This is a genomic window from Bacillus sp. EA-CB0995, assembly GCF_055814245.1.
This window is the reverse complement of the sequence record NZ_CP169269.1, coordinates 1,700,829-1,716,644: the sequence shown is the minus strand read 5'-3', so window position 1 is coordinate 1,716,644 and position 15,816 is coordinate 1,700,829. Positions and strand designations below refer to the sequence as shown.

The window sequence follows — 15,816 nt, the reverse complement described above, 5'->3', positions numbered from 1 at the left end:
CCTTTACGCTTCACTTGTTCCAATATATGCTTGTACGTATTTAATTAGAACACGCCTACTTTTCCTATGTTAAGTGCCTTCCTTTTTACTTGGCTCCTTCTCCGCTTCTTGCTGTGGTTCAAGAGGTGGAACAAGTTTTACTTCTAACGGAGTTCGTTCTTTTAACGGCGTACCTTCAGCAACACTCTGTTCTGTTACATATCCTGTACCTGAAAGTTTCAAATCTAGATTTAATACTTCCGCTAAATTCATGACATCACGAAGTGCCCAACCATTAATATTCGGCATTTTCGGTTGATCTCCTACTAAAAATACTCGATCACCCGGTAACGTTTTTTCATTCGCTTTTGGCACTTGTTGTTTAACTTTTCCCTCTCCTAACACAACAGGTCGAAACTTTGCCTTTTCTAATATTTCTTTTGCTTCTCCCATCGTTTTGCCTGTTACATCTGGAACAGCAGCTTGCTGCTCTTTTGTTTGTTTATTCACATCTTTTACTTCATTCGGTTTAATCTTTAAATACTCTAAACTATTTTCCGTTACAGATTTAAACATTTCAGCTAACGGTTGTGCACCGTATTCAGTATCTTTTAATTTAGGCTGCTTAACTGCTAAATAGATAACAAGCTGCGGATCATCTATTGGTGCCATACCAAGGAATGAGAAAATATAATTTTCTCGTCCTGTCATGTAACCGCCTTTTCCATCCGGAATTTGTGCTGTTCCGGTTTTACCACCAACAGAATAGTTATCAAGTTTATACGCTGTTCCCGTTCCTTTAGGTGATGTTACAACTTGTTCTAACAATTGCCTTACGTGTTCTGCAGTCTCTTTTGTAACCGGTTCTTCTACCACTTCCGGTTTGTGATCCTCGACAACTTTATTATCCGTTGGATCTACAATCTTATCAACTACATACGGCTTCATCATTTTTCCGTCGTTAGCAATTGCAGTAGCCGCTTGCACAAGTTGAATTGGAGTTACTGTAGAACCTTGTCCAAATGCCGTTGTTACCTGCTGAATTTGCTTATCAAATAAAATTGTATTTTCACCTTCTCCAGGCAAATCAATTCCTGTCTTTTGATCTAAGTGAAATTTTTGAATGTATTGATGGAAACGATCGGGTCCCAACTTTTCATTCCCTAGAATAGCGAAAGCAACGTTTGATGAGCGCTCAACACCTTCATCAAACGTAATAGAGCCCCATCCTGCACCATTATTATGATCTTTAATTATCGAATTCCCTACTTTGTACGTACCAGATTGATAATACTCTTGGCCATTGTATACACCTTCATTAATCGCGGCCGCTAACGTAAAGATTTTCATTGTCGAACCTGGTTCATAAGCATTAGCAATGGGATCATTTAAAAAATAATCAATGTCTCGTTTATTTGGATCATAACTTGGCCTACTAGACATCGCTAAAATTTTTCCTGTTTTTGGATCCGCTACAACTCCGATTAACATTGATGGATCATAATGTTTTTCCGCTTCTTCCATCGCATCTTCTAGAAAGCTTTGAATACGTTGGTCAATTGTTAAATATACATTATCTCCATTTTTAGGAGGCTTTACATCATTTTTTCTCTTCTAGCGAGACACCTTTCGTATCACCCGTATACGTTACGCTTCCGTTAGAAGCACGCAAATATTTATCTAAACTTTTTTCAAGTCCGAACTGTCCTTCTCCAATTCCTTCATCATTCGGCTTAGCATATCCAAGTACGTACGAAGCAAAATCACCGTTCGGATATACCCTTGCCTTTTCTGTAACAAAAGAAATTCCTTTTATATCTAAACTTTCAATTTCGTCCTTCTTTTCTTTCGTTAAATTTCTTCCAATTGATCCAAACTCTACTTGTGTAAGGTCTTTATTTAAGTACTTCAAAATTTCTTCTTTACTTACATCAAGTACTTTCGATAGTTTCACTGCAGCATCTTCTTTGTCTTCTATATGATTTTGCCCTTTTAAAGTAGCAACCATCTTATATGAATTTGCATCTTGAGCAAGCACATAACCATTTTGATCATAAATGGTTCCTCGATTTGCTTCGAGTACCCCGCTTTTATTATGTTTTTGCTGCGCAAGTGCCTCTAAATCTACTCCATGCACTGTTTTTGTTGCTTCAATATAAAGAAAGCGGGCTAACAACAGAAAAAAGAGCAGGAGAAAAACCTTGATGAAGAACCCTGCTCCTTTGTTGGTATGAAATTTACGTGTATTCATCTCTTCTTCACACCTATTGGATTAATTTAAGCCTTTTACATTATTCGCATTGATTTCAAGCCCATGTTTTTTTGCAATTTCCGCAATGCGATCATAACGTGTTAGCTTTTCAGTTTCAGCCTGTAATTCTTGATTTGTATTTTTTTGTTTTGTAAGTGTGCTTTCCATTTTTGTTACTTTTGCATCAGCTTCATATAACGCCGCTTTATTCCCAATAAATGCTACACATGCATACAATAAAAAGCCAATAAATGCAACATACAATAATTTTTCAATTCTTGTAATTTTTGTTTTCGCACCTGGCTGTATCACTTGCTGCGGAGCTTGAGATTGTACTTCTACTTGCTGCTTTTTATACTTAACGGCTAAATTTGTCATACCTCTCTCTCCTTTTTATAATTTTTCAGCAATTCGTAGCTTTGAAGAACGCGCTCGGTTATTTTCTTCTAATTCCACATCAGAAGGTAAAATTGGCTTTCTTGTAATTAGCTTCAACTTTGGTTTGTATTCATCAGGAATAATTGGTAATCCTGGTGGAAGCTGAGGTGTTGTACTATGTTTTTTAAATGTCACTTTACAAATGCGATCTTCTAACGAATGGAATGTAATAACGCTAATTCGTCCGCCTGTTTTCGTTACGTCAATCGCCGCTTCCAACGCTTCCTCAAACACTTTCAATTCATCATTAACTGCAATACGAATTGCTTGGAATACTCGCTTCGCAGGATGTCCGCCAGTTCGACGTGCCGGAGCTGGAATCCCTTCTTTAATTAATTCCACTAACTCTCCAGTTGTTTCAATTGGCTTTTTCTCACGGTACGCTTCAATTTTCCTTGCAATTTGCTTTGAAAATTTTTCTTCACCATATTGAAAAAAGATTCTTACAAGTTGTTCATATGACCAACTATTTACAACGTCATATGCTGTTAATGGGGCATCTTGATCCATGCGCATGTCAAGCGGAGCATCGTGATGATAACTAAATCCACGTTCTGGTGTATCTAATTGCGGGGAAGAAACACCTAAATCAAATAAAATACCGTCTACTTCTGTAATTCCTAATTCATATAATCTTTCCTTCAAATAGCGAAAGTTACTTTTTACAGTTATAAATTGGCCGTTGTAAGAAGAGAATTTTTCTTCTGCATTTTGAATTGCAATCTCATCTTGATCAAATGCAATTAGTCTTCCTTCTTCGGAAAGTTGAGATAGTAAATAAGCACTATGACCTCCACCTCCTAGCGTACAATCCACATATGTACCATTTGGTTTAATTTCTAAACCATCTACTGTTTCTTTTAAAAGCACTGTTACATGTTTAAACATTGTTGCACCTACTTTTTGCAAAATAATCCTCTTGACGCATCTTTTTATCCCGCTTTAACAGTCAATCCGCAAAATTATGAGGAATTGAGATAACTGCCCCTAAGAGTCTGATTGTTATGGATGACAATTAGTGGGAACACAGCTCCCTACTAATAGTCATGTCACCTTATTATATACTAAATTTTATCATCTTTTGCGGGAAAATACATAAAAACATGTCGAAAAAGATAATAACCTACTTTCATTTTGTCAAAAAAAGTACTGTTCTTCAAAAAAAGAGTGCTCTCAGCTTTTACATGCTAAGATTTACATAGTAAATAAAATTATTTTACAGTTAATTCCACAAAATAAAATAAAATCCTGCTCTTAAGAGCAAGATTTTATAATTTTATAATATGCTGTTTTCCAGTCCAACTAAAAGTTTGCTTCATAACCCTTTCCACAAAATCAAGTCCGTAAATATTTAAGTAATAGCAAATATTCCATACTCGTTCTTGCGGCGCATATAGAGGTTGTAAAGAATTTTCAATTCGCCGGAATTTATTAAGCTGCACTTCATGTTTTCTCTCAAAATCCGCTCGAAGTGTTCGCTCTAACAATTCAAGTTGTTGCATAATTTTCAACTCATTTTTCTTTGCAAAATCTCGCAGACCTGGATTTACTTTTTGTACAAATTGTTGTAAAGATGTATGAATCGCCCCGATTTGCTCCGCCGCATGAGTAAATTGATTGTCTATCGGCTCTTCAACTTGCATAGACAGCCACTTTTCTCGGAGTGCAGTAATACCTTTATTAAACACTTCGCTCTCTTGTAGCTGCAAATCTTGTAAATCAGTTTCAATATCGCGCGCTAAATAACTGATTGTCAAACGCGGCACAACCGGTGGCATTTGAAAATCCATTGCATGAAACACTTGTTGTAATTCGCTCCAATATGCAATTTCTCCTGGCCCACCAATAAATGCGAGCGTAGGGAAAACAAATTCTTGCATAAGCGGTCTTGTTACAACATTGTTACTAAATTGTTCAGGGTGACTCTCCATCCTTTCTATGAGCTCCTCATACGAAAATGAATACATCCCCTCTTTACAAATAAAACGTCCTTCTTCTTCTTCTAACAGAAGACGCTCTCCATTGATTTTCATAAAAACATGAATAGCATTCTGTTTTGTTTCAATAATCGGTTTATATCCTTGCTCACGTAATACACGTTGCTGAGCATTAAGCCCTTCTTGCACATTTTTATATCGTGCTAATGTTTCTTTGAAAAAAGGCACTTCCATATTTCGAAGGATTGGATGATGAGAATCTACAAGAATTAAACCTGAGTGTGTAAATAACTTTGTAATAAGATGCGCAAAGAAATCAACATATGTCCGCGATTGCTGTAAACACTCATCTATAAAATCCAATACGTCTTTTGTATATTTTGTTTCTGGATATGTTTTAAAGATTTCTTCTATCCAACGTTTACAATCCTCAATAGAAATCTCCATTTCAGAAGCACTCGCTTTATATGGATGGCGTTCATGGAAAATTGTCTTTTTCACCTTTCCATTTTTCGTAACGAACGCATGGTTAATTTCATCAATGTCATGATCTTCTCCAGCAATCCAAAAAACAGGAACAACCCGTACCCCAAGCGCCGCTTCCTTTTCCTTTGCAAGTTGTAAAATAGATATGATTTTATGAATTGTGTAAAGAGGACCAGTTAACAACCCTGCTTGTTGTCCACCAATAACAACATATGTATCTTCCTCTAACAAAGCATGGATATTTTGAAGTGTTTTTTCTCCCGCATTCAATTCTTGATTATATTGCAATAAATGTGATACTAACTCTTGCCTTGGATACTGTCTATTTCGCAAATCATGTATACGTCTTACAAAGCCATCTTCCGTTATCGGATAATCAAAGCATTCTTGAATCTCTTTTTTATGTTTCAAATAGTCCCCAACAATTCCTTGAAGCGGGACAGAGATTTCTTTTATCTCCATATACTTCTTCCTTTCATATCCTGATCTCTCACCAACCAAATTGTAGTCAATGTTCGTTATAAAAGCAAAGAATATCTCTTATCTTTCTAATCCTTTTATGGAATGATACAAAAAGGAGAGCGTTGGAACTGATTTTTGTTGCTGTTCTGCCTCTCGAATTAAATAACCAACAATTGCATCAATTTCTGTTTTTCTATTATTTTGTACATCCATTAACATAGATGAAGTATTATGAGCCGTATTTTTACATACTGTACATACACGTTCCCAATACTCACCACATTTTGAATCACCTACAATTTCCATCACTTCCGAAAATACTTGCTTCATCACTTTGTAAAACGATGGATTTGTCAATAACTCACCATTTTGTACACCAAACAATGCAGTTAAGGGATTAATACACGCATTGACGACAAGTTTATGCAGCATTGTTTGCTTCCAGTCTTTTTCAATCACTATCGGAAATAGACTGGAAGAGAATGCAGTAAATAGAGATTCAAATTGTTCCTCTTCTCCATGTATGAGCCCAAATTTCGTACTGCCTATTCCAGTATGATGGACGGTACTAATATTTTCTTTTTTCGCCCCGTGCTCTACAATTCCTACCGCAACGCTGGTATTTTGCATCTGTTGCAATATATGAAGATGCCCCATCCCATTTTGCAAGAAAATAAGCCGATTTTCTTGCAAATAAGGCCATATTGCTTCCAAATGATATTGCTTCACAGCAACAAATGTATAATCATGTGTTTTGTTTTTTATATCCTCTAAAGGACTTACAAGCGGATATACAGTTTCTCTCACACCGTTGTGTACGCATGTAATCCCGCACTCGTTCAATCGTTCCGCTTGTTCTACTGTTCGTGTATATAGTGTAACAGCCTGCTGATTTTTTTCTAAATAAAATGCAAAAAGGAGCCCGATTGCTCCCGGTCCAACAATTCCAATCTCCATTCTACAAAGGCCTCCATTTTTATCCCGCTATTCACAGACAGTATACCCCGCATCTTAAGATTCAGGAGAAGCGAAGGCGACATATTGAGGACGACTGTCCGTAAAAGCCTAATTGTCGAAAGCTTTCCATCAGTAGGAAAGAAACCCCGCTCATGAAAGTTTCACTTTATAGTTTATAGAATAAGTTTAGCAGACTTTTCAAAAAAATACTGAAAGAATTATCTCTTTTCTTCATAAAAATAAAAAAATGCGTTATAATACTATTATAAATATTTATACTTTTCTTTATTTTTACACCAAGAAGAGGATGTGATTACATGCACTTTCCCAAAGTTGAGCGCTTGCTCATCAATTATAAAACGTTAGAAGAGTTTAAAAAATTTAAAGGTTGCGGTGCTGAAGAATTATCTATGTTAGAAGATTTACAAGCAAATATCATCGAAAACGATAGTGAATCCCCTTTTTATGGAATTTATTACGGTGGTTCTCTTATAGCACGCATGAGTTTGTATACGAAACAACCGTCTGTTAACAATTTGTTTACTGGCCCTTATGTAGAGCTTTTTAAACTCGAAGTGTTGCCAACATTCCAAAAACAAGGATTTGGTAAGATGCTGGTCAATTATACAAAACAATTGCACCTTCCTATCAAAACAATTGCTCGCGTACAATCTGCTGTTTTCTGGGAAAAATTACACTTCGAAAAAGTAACCATTGATGATGGAGATTTTTACATCTGGCATCCAAACGAAAATTTGAATGCGGTTACAAACAGTGAATCTGCTTAAAAATAAAAACAGCTGTAATTCAGCTGTTTTTATTTTGATGTTTTTTCAAGTATTCCTTTTTCCAATTTTCTCTCTTTTTCGGAAGGCTCTAATACCATCGCACTTCTTTTTTGTCAATATAATCAAATAAAGTGCGATACTCTTCTTCATACAACGACAACTGCTGCAAAAGCCCCTCTTTTTCCCTTTGCAACACTTCAATTTTTTTATATAAATCCGTCTTTTCTTCTTCTTCCTTATATCTTTGTAAAAAGACAATTACATCTTCTAACGTTAATGAAAGAGAAGTTATTTTCTCTTTCTTTTGTTCTTGCACTTCATAATTTTCAGCTTTTCTTATCCGCTTTGCTTCTTCAATAAGTTCTTTATATTGTTTACGTACGTAAGAATTCCAGCGAAATCCACAAGCAGCAGGTGTACGTGATAAATGTCTTCCTACTTCTTTGAAGGCAGAAAGTTGCGTTCCCCCTTCACGAATATGCCGGAGCACTACTTCTGCCAGAAGTAAATCTTCATCATCAGTCCATGCATCTTGTCTTGTTGTTGCCATCTCTCTAGTCCTCCTTATGCATTTTTTATTAAACATATGCAGTTACTAGAAAAGATAGAAGAATAACATGTAAAGAAAAAGTTAAAAAAATAAACGCAGAAGGTTTCCCTCCTGCGTTTATTTCCGCAATTACTTGCTGATTACTTCTTTACCTTTGTAAGTACCGCATGCTTTACATACACGGTGAGCTAACTTCGCTTCACCACAGCTTGGGCACTCTACCATACCAGGTACTGATAATTTGAAATGCGTACGACGCTTTCTTTTTACTGTTTTAGAAGTTCTTCTAAAAGGTACAGCCATTCTTCCCACCTCCTTAAAAGAGAGAGTTATTTTCATATGAAGGCCTGAACCGGTCTTCTGATTATTTGTCAAAAAACTTCGCAAGTCCTGCTAATCTTGGATCAACAGGCTTTTCTTCGCTTTTTTCCGAAATCACTTGCCAGTCTCGACCTTGCATCGGTGTTCCGTCTGAAACATCCTCACTGAAAATTTGCATTGGAATCTCCAATAGTATATTTTCCTTAATTACAGGGAGTAAGTCAAGTACTTCTCCTTCTAAGTAATGAAAATCTGCTTCGGTTTCGTAATCTTCTTTCGAAACTAAGAACACCTCAGTTGTTTCAATGTCAAATGGTAATGTTACATCTACTAACGTTCTAGAACATGGTAATACCATGCTTCCTGTTATATGTAGATGGAACGTAAATTTGTTGGAGCCAAAATCAACTCTACCTGTCACATGAACAGGAGTAACGTCTCGAACATCTTTCTCAACATTTTTCAGCTCACTTACATCTACCATCTCATCCAACGTGAGTCCTTTTTGTCGATATTTGTTCAATTGATGGATGGACCATTTCATATCATATCACCTCAAGGCAACAAACAAAATTATAGCTAGCCGTTGTATATTTGTCAATATTTTTTCTTTACACTATAATGGAGTCATTATAGGAAATAATATATAGATTATCATGTTTTAGGAAAAGATGCTACACTGAAAGGAGAGATTATTATAAAAGCTAGCGGCATTATTGTTGAATATAATCCGTTTCACAACGGTCATGCTTATCATGTGCAACAAACCAAAAAGTTAACAAATGCCGATATAATCATCGCTGTTATGAGCGGGCCCTTTTTACAGCGAGGAGAGCCGGCACTAGTTTCAAAATGGGCACGAACACAAATGGCATTAGCAAATGGAATAGATGTTGTCGTCGAACTTCCCTATGCCTTTGCAACGCAAAAAGCTGAAACATTTGCCAACGGTGCTATTTCAATATTAGATGCTCTTCGCGTCTCTGAGATTTGCTTTGGAAGCGAAAATGGTAATATTGAACATTTCCACAATACAATTACTATACGCCAGACTGAGCAGGATTTATTTAATCATCTTGTACAACAATATACCAAAACCGGAATGAGTTATGCAAAAGCCACTTCTGAGGCATTTGCATCCTTACAAAAAAACATGGCTACTATTGATGTCTCAGAGCCAAATAATATTTTAGGACTGCATTACACAGAAGCAATTATTGAGCAGAAAAGTTCAATAAAAGCAAGTACAATTAAGCGTTTTGCTTCACATTATCATGATGAAACATTTCAAGATGAACGAATTGCCAGTGCAACGAGCATTCGCAAACAATTATTTCATGAACAGAAAACTTTTTCAGCAATTGCTCCCTTTGTTCCAAATATAACAAAGCTACTTTTGGAGCAGTACAAACATTCCTATCACCTATTACATAACTGGGAGAATTATTTTCACTTACTAAAATATAAACTCCTGACAATGTCACCATCTCAATTACAACATATATATGAAGTAGAGGAAGGATTGGAGAATCGGATTTTATCTTCTATTCGGGAAGCGACCTCATTCATGAGATTTATGGAAGTATTAAAAACAAAACGTTACACATGGACACGGCTACAGCGTATTTGCACGCATATTTTAACAAACACAACGAAAGAAGAAATGCAAAAAACTCACATAGAACAGCACGCACAATATATACGTTTACTTGGCATGTCCCAGAAAGGACAAACATATATATCAAGTATTAAAAAGCAAATAACTCTCCCTTTGCTTTCTCATACAAAAACGTTACAGCATCCCCTTCTAGATATAGATCGAAAAGCAAGCGCTGTTTATTTCTCTATTTTACAAGAGCCCCTTTGCGGTGAAATGATAAAGCGAGATATAACGCAGCATCCGATTCGATATGACGAAACGCAACATGTATTTTTATAAAGTTCAACTAACCGGGCTCATGCCAGCAGTAAGACCCCCACCTTTTTTTTGTTTTAGGTGGGGTCTTACTGCCCGTTAATGCGAGATAAAAAAATCCTCTCTTAAATGAGAGGATCTACTTTTTTTCTGACATTTTGTCCAAATATGATAAGGCATCATCTAACGTATCCACAGGTATAATCTTCATTTTTGTATTTATATCTTTAGCTGTTTTCACCGCTTCTTTATAATTTGAATTCTTTGCTCCCTTCTCATTTGGAGCAAAGAATACTTCTGCACCCGCATTATGAGCTGCAACTATTTTTTGAGAAATACCTCCAATTGGACCGATTTCTCCTTTTTCGTTTATTGTTCCAGTCCCAGCTATTTCGTGACCTTTTGTTATATCTTCTTTCACAAGCTGATTATAAATCTCTAACGTAAACATAAGCCCAGCAGAAGGCCCTCCAATTTTATGCGCATCAATTTTCACGTTAGGACTTACTGTAAGTTTCTTATCCGTAATAATAGAAACTCCGATGCCAGCACGACTTTTATCTTGCGGAATTGGTTTTAGTACAAATTTGTCTTCTTTCTCATTCTTTTCGTGTACATACTTAATAGTTACTTCATCATTTTGTTTTTTTGTTTTCATGTACGCAATAAACTCCTCTGCTGTTTGAAATGGTTGTCCATCAACAGCAACAATACGATCGCCAAGTTTTAATTTTTCAGCAGCCGGCATACCATCTGCAATTCCTGCTACGAGTACACCTTGATTTTCAAACGTAACAGGATAGTTTGCTCGTTTATAGGCATTATAAATAGCCGCATCTTGAGATTCTTTCATTGCATACACTTGGCGTAATTGATACTCTTCATCACTTTCATCTTTTTGTAAAATTTCTTCCTTTTTTAAAATCTCTTCATACTTATTAAATTTAGCAGAAAGAAAGTTAACAACATTCGCTCGCCCCATTGAAACTGTAACGAGCATAAAATCGCCCTTCTCTTTATTCCCTCCCTCAACTTGTACGTACGGCTCTAATTTCTCTGCCATACCTGGCTTTGTAATATAATATGGCAGAGGAACAAACACAATTAACATTGCAACTATAACTCCAATGAGTAATGCGTATAAATACCGAAATTTTTTAAACATCCTTTTTCTCCTTCCACTGTTCAATCAAGGTGTAAATCGTTTGAATATGCTGCTGCGCCTCTTCTTCTCCAACACGAATGATATCTTCTATATTCGTAAAGGCCCGTGAACTAAATTGCTCTACAGCTGGATGCATCATAAGATCTGATGCAATTTGTCTATTTACTACAAGTTCATGCTGCATAATCTCAATACTTTGCATAATGACATCGTAAATAGATGTAACTTCTCCATTAACCTTAATAGGGGATACATCAACGGCAATCACAATATCAGCTCCCAATTTTTTCACTACCGATACTGGAATACGATCAATTACTCCCCCATCAACCAATAGCCTTCCATTTATTTTCTCTGGAACAAATATGCCGGGTACAGAAATACTTGCCCTGACAGCATCTGCAATAGAGCCTTGTGTAAAGACAACCTTTTCACCATTTAGAATATCAGTTGCTACAACCGCTGTCGGGATATCCAGTTCTTCTAATTTTTTATTATATGTAAACATTTTAATCATATCCTTCACACGTTTGCCAGCAATAAACCCCATTTTAGGTACAGTGAAGTCCAAATAGTATTTTCGCTTAAATACTGTTGCTAAACGATACAAACGGTCCACGTTACATCCTGCAGCATAAAACGTACCTATTAGCGCCCCCATACTGCTCCCAGCAATCATATGAATAGGTATCCCCGCCTCTCTTAACACTTTAATAACACCTACATGTGCAAACCCTTTCGCACCGCCTGACCCAAGTGCTAATCCAATTTTTGGCTCTCTCATCTTCTTCACCCTCAAAATTTTTTCACTCTCTTTTTATACTTATGGTCTAATTTCACCATGTATCCTCGTATACTGAAATGAACATTTGGGACAAAGGGGGATACAAAATGTACGAAAAATGGAAAACCGGCTTTCTCACCATATCGGTCACTTTTTTTACAGTTTCTCTCGTACTCCACCCCCAAGCGGCACTGCAATCATCTATTCGAGGCTTAAATATATGGTGGGAAGTTGTCTTTCCTTCGCTGCTACCTTTTTTTATTATTGCAGAACTTCTAATTGGACTAGGGATTGTAAAGTTCATTGGTGTGTTATTAGAACCCCTTATGCGTCCACTCTTTCGTGTACCTGGTATCGGAGGATTTGTATGGGCAATGGGGATGGCCTCTGGTTTTCCTGCAGGTGCAAAATTAAGCGCTCGATTACGCCAAGAAAATCAACTTACACAAATTGAAGCAGAGCGCCTTGTGTCTTTCACAAACTCTTCTAATCCATTATTTATTTTCGGCGCTGTAGCGATTGGTTTCTTTGACAATCCAAAACTAGGACTAATTTTAGCAGCTGCCCATTATGTCAGTAACTTTACAGTTGGACTACTCATGCGTTTTTACCAAGATAGACACACACAAACAGAAACGAAGAAACATTCAACGCCCATTCCATTACGACACGCCTTTTCCGTTCTTCATAAAACTCGATTACAAGAAAAACGACCCATTGGCAAATTAATCGGTGACGCTATCACTTCTTCAATTCAAACATTACTTATGATTGGCGGGTTTATTATTTTATTCTCTGTTTTTAATAAAATGCTAACTGTTTTTCATATTACAACTTTCCTTGCCCTTATTATGAAACAAATATTAGTTGCATTTCAACTTTCGCCTTACTTTAGTTTTCCCATTTTATCCGGTCTTTTTGAAATGACACTCGGGAGCCAAATGATTAGTCAAACAGAGCATACGTCTATTTTACAACAAGCCATGATGACAAGTTTCGTTTTAGCATTTAGCGGTCTTTCAATTCAAGCTCAAGTTGCCAGTATTTTAGCAGAAACCGACATACGTTTTAAACCATATTTTATCGCACGAATTATTCAAAGTATCCTTGCTCCAATCTATACATATATATTTTGGGGACCACTTTATGAAAGATTACATTCTTTTTCACCTACCCAATATGATATTCCAGTCTTTTTATCTAAGCAATCTACCCTGTTGGCAAAAGGATGGGCCGCACTAGTTACATATGGTCCGACCTTTACACTGTTTTGTTTATATTTATATGTTATGTTACTATTCTTGCGTCTTATCAATAGCAAAAAACCCCGTTCATCATAACGGGGTTTGAAATTTCTCTTTTAAAGCACTTTCTACAATTGGCGGGACAAGCCCAGCAACATTACCACCATAACGCGCTACTTCTTTTACAATACTTGAACTTAAAAAGGAATATTGATTATTTGTCATAATAAAAAATGTTTCTACATTCTCTTCTAATTTACGATTCATGGATGTAATTTGCATTTCATATTCAAAATCAGATACGGCGCGCAAACCGCGTAAAATCGCATTTGCATTACGCATCCTCGCATACTCTACTAATAAGCCACTGTGTGAATCAACCTTTACATTCGGAATATCTTTTGTCGCCTCGCGAATTAATTCTAAACGCTCTTCTACTGTAAAAAGCGGTTTCTTTGATGAATTGTTTAAAACAACAACATATACTTCGTTAAAGACTTTTGCGCCCCTCTTAATAATGTCTAAATGTCCAAGCGTAATCGGATCAAAACTTCCCGAAGAAATTGCTATGCTTGCCATTCGGTCCCCTCACCTTCATACTTATAAATCGAAATCGCTGTAATACCATAGTTTTCAGCTCTTACCTTCACAAGTCTTCCAATTGTTTCAGGTAATTCTACATCTACCCCATGCTCTGACATAACGATTCCGTTTTCTTTCAATAGACCGTGTTGATCCATTATACTAATTAAAGAAACAATCTTTTGATCTTTATACGGTGGATCTAATAGTACAAGGTCGAATGATATCTCACGTTTCATAAGCGCCTTTACAGCACGTTCTGCATCATTTCTATATACTTCAGCTTGCGCTTCTAACCTGCAGCTTTCTAAATTTTGATGGATAACCTTTATAGCTTTTCCATCACGATCAACAAAAATAGCTTTATCTATCCCTCTACTAAGAGCCTCAATACCAAGACCACCGCTTCCTCCAAACAAATCAAGAGCTAAACCACCGTCAAAATAAGGACCGATAATATTAAAAATGGCTTCTTTCACCTTGTCTGTTGTTGGACGCGTTGTGTTACCTGGTACAGCTTTTAAAGGATGACCTTTACACTTCCCTGAAACTACTCTCATAATTTGTCACTACCTTTATCTCTTTCTAACAGATGTTCATGTAAATCATTCTTGTGTAAGCTCAATCTTACTTACTACTTACGGACAGTAAGACTTCCACTGATAGAAGTTTCACTTTATGTATATTCATCTTTTTTATCCTATCATAAAACACCCGAAAGAAAAATAAAAAGCAAAAGAGAAATTTTAATTTTACAATGTATATCTTTATATAGTTTGGACATAAATAAAGATAACAACATCACCTTCGATGTTGTTGCCAACCGCGGAGAAGACTTACGTTTCCCCATAAGTTCTTCCTCCGGTTTCTCCTCTCCCTTTGCCTTCTTGCTAGTCATACTAGTGTAAGAAGGGCCCTGCTTCGGCAGGGTTTTTCTTTACCTTCTTTTCATTTCAAAAATGAAATGATACAGTAAAAGAAGAAGAAGGAGGGGAAAGTCGTGATTCAACGTTTTATTCAGCTAGGTGAAGGTTACTCCGATTTATATGAGTTACTAGAAATCGCAAAGGCAAACCAACACCGTGTATCTCATATGTTACAATTTCACACATTAAAAAATAATAAATCTGTTTGTTCCCTTGCTGTTGTTCTACATCCAACAGCAGTAGGCAATTTTCAGCCATTATACATATGTCTAGAAGGAATTCCTGTGGAAGAAGATAAACAAAGCAAACGCATTGCCTTGTTTGAAAATACCGCTTCAGAAATTGGTAAACAAGTCGTTTCTTTCACAGTCAAACCATCGACAATGTTTCCAGAGAAAGAATTATATTTCAACCATCTCATTGGTATTTTACGAATGAACCATTTCATTCCGCCAATGCAATAAAGTGAAACTTCCTTCCGGGAACTGTTTTTTCCCAGAAGGTTAGTTGAACCAATCGGACTTTAACAGTCGGTTTGATGTAACATCCTAGAAAAAATTAGCTTACCGACTGTTAAAGCGAGGTAAGGTGAAACTTCCATTTAGGAAATCTTACTGGTTCTACATGCAAATAATACAAGAAAAACCCACCAAAGTTTTGGTGGGTTTTTAATCAATCTTATTATAATCATATTCTTTTGCACGATCTGGTCTAGAATTTTCGAACTCCGTTTTTAAAAATGGGCGATAAGATGGCTCTACCTTTTTTACAAACGGAAGCTTATTTAATTTTTGCATCATATATTCCAGTTGCTCCATATCACAATACACAACGGCATATTTAAACCGCTTCGATATGTAATGAATGTTTCCGTATTTCCTTAAAATTTTAGCGTGTTTTAAGGAATTTAGATAGACAATCATACTTTGTCGTTGCCCAAACATAATTTTCTCCTTTTATATAATTTCATTCTTTTTATTTTACAAAAAGCACACAGAAATTTATAACTTTACATACAATTATTCATCAGT

The 15,816-nt window shown here is 36.3% G+C and carries 15 protein-coding genes and 2 pseudogenes; 4 read left to right on the top strand and 13 right to left on the bottom strand.

From position 1 onward, the window contains the following. Nucleotides 1-69 precede the first annotated feature (69 nt). The 5 genes and pseudogenes from ACEWFJ_RS09090 to ACEWFJ_RS09070 form a co-directional block, all read right to left on the bottom strand. Nucleotides 70-2,230: pseudogene (locus tag ACEWFJ_RS09090) on the bottom strand (penicillin-binding protein). Nucleotides 2,231-2,251: 21 nt separating this feature from the next. Beyond that, nucleotides 2,252-2,608 (bottom strand): cell division protein FtsL, encoded by a 357-nt coding sequence (gene ftsL / locus ACEWFJ_RS09085; protein ID WP_253630254.1) that lies wholly within the window; start codon nucleotides 2,606-2,608, stop codon nucleotides 2,252-2,254. A 15-nt stretch (nucleotides 2,609-2,623) separates the two neighbouring features. Further along, nucleotides 2,624-3,556: a 16S rRNA (cytosine(1402)-N(4))-methyltransferase RsmH gene (rsmH, locus tag ACEWFJ_RS09080; RefSeq protein WP_473692406.1), complete on the bottom strand. Its 933-nt coding sequence runs from the start codon at nucleotides 3,554-3,556 to the stop codon at nucleotides 2,624-2,626. 380 nt (nucleotides 3,557-3,936) lie between these two features. Beyond that, complete coding sequence (gene bshC / locus ACEWFJ_RS09075) at nucleotides 3,937-5,553, bottom strand: bacillithiol biosynthesis cysteine-adding enzyme BshC (protein ID WP_473691720.1); 1,617 nt, start codon at nucleotides 5,551-5,553, stop codon at nucleotides 3,937-3,939. A gap of 78 nt (nucleotides 5,554-5,631) precedes the next feature. Beyond that, nucleotides 5,632-6,510 (bottom strand): 2-dehydropantoate 2-reductase, encoded by an 879-nt coding sequence (locus ACEWFJ_RS09070; protein WP_098305584.1) that lies wholly within the window; start codon nucleotides 6,508-6,510, stop codon nucleotides 5,632-5,634. Nucleotides 6,511-6,827: 317 nt separating this feature from the next. Here ACEWFJ_RS09070 and ACEWFJ_RS09065 point away from each other — a divergent pair, with 317 nt between their 5' ends. Beyond that, a complete protein-coding gene (locus ACEWFJ_RS09065) occupies nucleotides 6,828-7,298 on the top strand; it encodes an N-acetyltransferase (protein WP_473691718.1) in 471 nt (156 codons plus the stop codon). Between the two features lie 29 nt (nucleotides 7,299-7,327). Here ACEWFJ_RS09065 and ACEWFJ_RS09060 read toward each other — a convergent pair. The 3 genes and pseudogenes from ACEWFJ_RS09060 to ACEWFJ_RS09050 all read right to left on the bottom strand — a co-directional run bounded on the left by ACEWFJ_RS09060 (nucleotide 7,328) and on the right by ACEWFJ_RS09050 (nucleotide 8,713). Further along, nucleotides 7,328-7,848: pseudogene (locus tag ACEWFJ_RS09060) on the bottom strand (RsfA family transcriptional regulator). A gap of 129 nt (nucleotides 7,849-7,977) precedes the next feature. Continuing rightward, nucleotides 7,978-8,151 (bottom strand): 50S ribosomal protein L32, encoded by a 174-nt coding sequence (gene rpmF / locus ACEWFJ_RS09055; RefSeq protein WP_001984764.1) that lies wholly within the window; start codon nucleotides 8,149-8,151, stop codon nucleotides 7,978-7,980. A gap of 61 nt (nucleotides 8,152-8,212) precedes the next feature. Next, a complete protein-coding gene (locus ACEWFJ_RS09050) occupies nucleotides 8,213-8,713 on the bottom strand; it encodes a YceD family protein (RefSeq protein WP_429707307.1) in 501 nt (166 codons plus the stop codon). A gap of 153 nt (nucleotides 8,714-8,866) precedes the next feature. Between ACEWFJ_RS09050 and ACEWFJ_RS09045 the strand changes: the two genes are divergently transcribed. Further along, complete coding sequence (locus ACEWFJ_RS09045) at nucleotides 8,867-10,108, top strand: nucleotidyltransferase (protein ID WP_473692404.1); 1,242 nt, start codon at nucleotides 8,867-8,869, stop codon at nucleotides 10,106-10,108. A 115-nt stretch (nucleotides 10,109-10,223) separates the two neighbouring features. Here the strand turns inward: ACEWFJ_RS09045 and ACEWFJ_RS09040 are convergent, their stop codons facing one another. Both ACEWFJ_RS09040 and ACEWFJ_RS09035 read right to left on the bottom strand, forming a co-directional pair. Further along, nucleotides 10,224-11,249 carry a SepM family pheromone-processing serine protease gene (locus ACEWFJ_RS09040; protein WP_473691670.1) on the bottom strand — a complete coding sequence of 342 codons (1,026 nt, stop codon included), beginning with the start codon at nucleotides 11,247-11,249 and terminating at the stop codon, nucleotides 10,224-10,226. Continuing rightward, entirely contained in the window at nucleotides 11,242-12,033 is a 792-nt protein-coding gene (locus ACEWFJ_RS09035) for a patatin-like phospholipase family protein (RefSeq protein WP_141524950.1), read from the bottom strand. Before ACEWFJ_RS09035 ends, ACEWFJ_RS09040 begins: the two co-directional genes overlap by 8 nt. 107 nt (nucleotides 12,034-12,140) lie before the next feature. On the opposite strand from ACEWFJ_RS09035, the gene ylbJ reads away from it, so the two are divergent. Then, nucleotides 12,141-13,373 carry a sporulation integral membrane protein YlbJ gene (gene ylbJ, locus ACEWFJ_RS09030; protein ID WP_098305596.1) on the top strand — a complete coding sequence of 411 codons (1,233 nt, stop codon included), beginning with the start codon at nucleotides 12,141-12,143 and terminating at the stop codon, nucleotides 13,371-13,373. Here the strand turns inward: ylbJ and coaD are convergent. Further along, nucleotides 13,368-13,856: a pantetheine-phosphate adenylyltransferase gene (coaD, locus tag ACEWFJ_RS09025; RefSeq protein WP_473691668.1), complete on the bottom strand. Its 489-nt coding sequence runs from the start codon at nucleotides 13,854-13,856 to the stop codon at nucleotides 13,368-13,370. The two genes, ylbJ and coaD, sit on opposite strands and share 6 nt — an antisense overlap. Continuing rightward, complete coding sequence (gene rsmD, locus ACEWFJ_RS09020) at nucleotides 13,844-14,419, bottom strand: 16S rRNA (guanine(966)-N(2))-methyltransferase RsmD (RefSeq protein ID WP_098305600.1); 576 nt, start codon at nucleotides 14,417-14,419, stop codon at nucleotides 13,844-13,846. Before rsmD ends, coaD begins: the two co-directional genes overlap by 13 nt. Before the next feature lie 440 nt (nucleotides 14,420-14,859). Between rsmD and ACEWFJ_RS09015 the strand changes: the two genes are divergently transcribed. After that, nucleotides 14,860-15,249, top strand: coding sequence for a DUF7147 family protein (locus ACEWFJ_RS09015; RefSeq protein WP_098305602.1), 390 nt, complete (start codon nucleotides 14,860-14,862; stop codon nucleotides 15,247-15,249). A gap of 204 nt (nucleotides 15,250-15,453) precedes the next feature. On the opposite strand, the gene ACEWFJ_RS09010 is transcribed toward ACEWFJ_RS09015, so the two are convergent. Beyond that, nucleotides 15,454-15,729, bottom strand: a complete 276-nt coding sequence (locus ACEWFJ_RS09010) for a YlbG family protein (RefSeq protein ID WP_098305606.1) — start codon at nucleotides 15,727-15,729, stop codon at nucleotides 15,454-15,456. Nucleotides 15,730-15,816 lie beyond the last annotated feature (87 nt).

What these genes read in the sequence shown, in the direction of transcription:
- rsmD (WP_098305600.1), bottom strand. Translation starts at nt 14,419, where the DNA reads ATGAGAGTAGTTTCAGGGAAGTGTAAAGGTCATCCTTTAAAAGCTGTA.
- bshC (WP_473691720.1), bottom strand. Translation starts at nt 5,553, where the DNA reads ATGGAGATAAAAGAAATCTCTGTCCCGCTTCAAGGAATTGTTGGGGAC.
- ACEWFJ_RS09070 (WP_098305584.1), bottom strand. Translation starts at nt 6,510, where the DNA reads ATGGAGATTGGAATTGTTGGACCGGGAGCAATCGGGCTCCTTTTTGCA.
- ftsL (WP_253630254.1), bottom strand. Translation starts at nt 2,608, where the DNA reads ATGACAAATTTAGCCGTTAAGTATAAAAAGCAGCAAGTAGAAGTACAA.
- ACEWFJ_RS09010 (WP_098305606.1), bottom strand. Translation starts at nt 15,729, where the DNA reads ATGTTTGGGCAACGACAAAGTATGATTGTCTATCTAAATTCCTTAAAA.
- ACEWFJ_RS09065 (WP_473691718.1), top strand. Translation starts at nt 6,828, where the DNA reads ATGCACTTTCCCAAAGTTGAGCGCTTGCTCATCAATTATAAAACGTTA.
- rpmF (WP_001984764.1), bottom strand. Translation starts at nt 8,151, where the DNA reads ATGGCTGTACCTTTTAGAAGAACTTCTAAAACAGTAAAAAGAAAGCGT.
- ACEWFJ_RS09040 (WP_473691670.1), bottom strand. Translation starts at nt 11,249, where the DNA reads ATGTTTAAAAAATTTCGGTATTTATACGCATTACTCATTGGAGTTATA.
- ylbJ (WP_098305596.1), top strand. Translation starts at nt 12,141, where the DNA reads ATGTACGAAAAATGGAAAACCGGCTTTCTCACCATATCGGTCACTTTT.
- rsmH (WP_473692406.1), bottom strand. Translation starts at nt 3,556, where the DNA reads ATGTTTAAACATGTAACAGTGCTTTTAAAAGAAACAGTAGATGGTTTA.
- ACEWFJ_RS09035 (WP_141524950.1), bottom strand. Translation starts at nt 12,033, where the DNA reads ATGAGAGAGCCAAAAATTGGATTAGCACTTGGGTCAGGCGGTGCGAAA.
- ACEWFJ_RS09050 (WP_429707307.1), bottom strand. Translation starts at nt 8,713, where the DNA reads ATGAAATGGTCCATCCATCAATTGAACAAATATCGACAAAAAGGACTC.
- coaD (WP_473691668.1), bottom strand. Translation starts at nt 13,856, where the DNA reads ATGGCAAGCATAGCAATTTCTTCGGGAAGTTTTGATCCGATTACGCTT.